1 protein-coding gene is annotated in these 1,372 nt (G+C 46.3%); it reads left to right on the top strand.

Translation table 11 applies throughout. The features are described 5' to 3' along the window. Positions 1 to 1,255, top strand: a 1,255-nt coding sequence (locus tag ABR397_RS22625) for a type VI secretion system baseplate subunit TssF (protein ID WP_350307676.1), incomplete at its 5' end; no start/stop codon positions are given. Between the last annotated feature and the right edge of the window lie 117 nt (positions 1,256 to 1,372).

Raw genomic sequence — 1,372 nt, 5'->3', positions numbered from 1 at the left:
GAAGACCGGGCCAGTCACGCTTTTTCTGGGCGAAGATCAAAAACTGGCGTCTTTACTGACGAAATACCTGGATCAGTCGCTAGACAACATTTATCTGAAAACATCCCTTGCCGAGAAGGAGATGTGGCTGTCTATCAAGAGCGCTCCACGTATGAAGGGAAATCTGGTCCTGCCGAGACCCCATGACTATTTCTGGCCGTTGCAGGTATTATACGAATACCTCTATCTGCCACATGTTAATGACTTGATGTCATTTGATTTATCGGCGGAGATCTCTAAGCTCCCTTTAGGCGAGGATAAGCAATTTACCCTTACCCTGGAATTCAACTGCAATATTCCCATCGAGGACATCACACCCGCCTTTATTCCTCACTGCGTACCGGTTATCAACCTGTCTTCGGCAAGAACAAAACCGATAATATTTGAAAAGGACAAATCGTGTTATGTATTACCGGCAGATGAAATTTTCAGTATTGATAACGTTAAACTCCACTCTGAACCTGAAGAAATATCCAGCGGATCAGGTCGCCGTGTTCCTCTTATCAATAGCGCGCAACTGACGGCCCACCATTTTGCCGAACCCAGTGACAACATATTGCTTTTTGACCATATACGAGAGGAATTGCCATTTGGCGGCAGTCAAATTACTCTCACATTTTATGATCATCAGGCAAAACCCGTCACAGCGCACCATCATCACGATTTTTACTGCCAATATCAGAAATTTGATACCCAGGCACACACACTGGACATCGGGCAAATCTGTATATCCGACGAGGAGATACCCAGCCATATTCAGGCCAAAAATATCGTGGCAGCATCAAAAGATTTTCCGGCCGTAGTCAACAGTCATCAGCATTGGCCGATACTCTCCCTGTTGTCGATTGGGCCCTTTTTTCTCGGTCATATTGATTCCGTCAGATCTCTGGTCAAACAACTTAATACCTTCGCGCATCTGGACGCCCCGCGTAGCCGGCATATTCAGCGCATGGCCGATGGTCTCAATCACATCCATATCGAGCCACACTACCGTCTGGTCAAGGGTATCCCCGTGAGAGGCCAAAAAATCACGCTTCGTATGACACCCGGAAATTATGAACATGAAGGCGAAATGTATACCTTTGCCAAGACATTACATACCGCTTTTTCCCTCTGCCTGGTCGAAACAAGCTTTCACATATTAACTGTCATCAATGATGACACCGATGAACACTGGGAATTTTACAATATGCCCGGGCACCAGAAGCTCATGTAACATAACGAGGAAAAACCATGAAAACCGGACTCCGCTTTTCCTGCACTATCGGCAACCTGGCCCCCATGACTTTTGCGGTCGTCAATTTTACGTTAGATGAAGCGCTCTCATCGTTAT

The sequence above is a fragment of the Photorhabdus viridis genome, assembly GCF_040256935.1.
GTDB classification, from domain to species: domain Bacteria; phylum Pseudomonadota; class Gammaproteobacteria; order Enterobacterales; family Enterobacteriaceae; genus Photorhabdus; species Photorhabdus viridis.
This window is presented reverse-complemented; position numbering and strand designations above follow the sequence as displayed.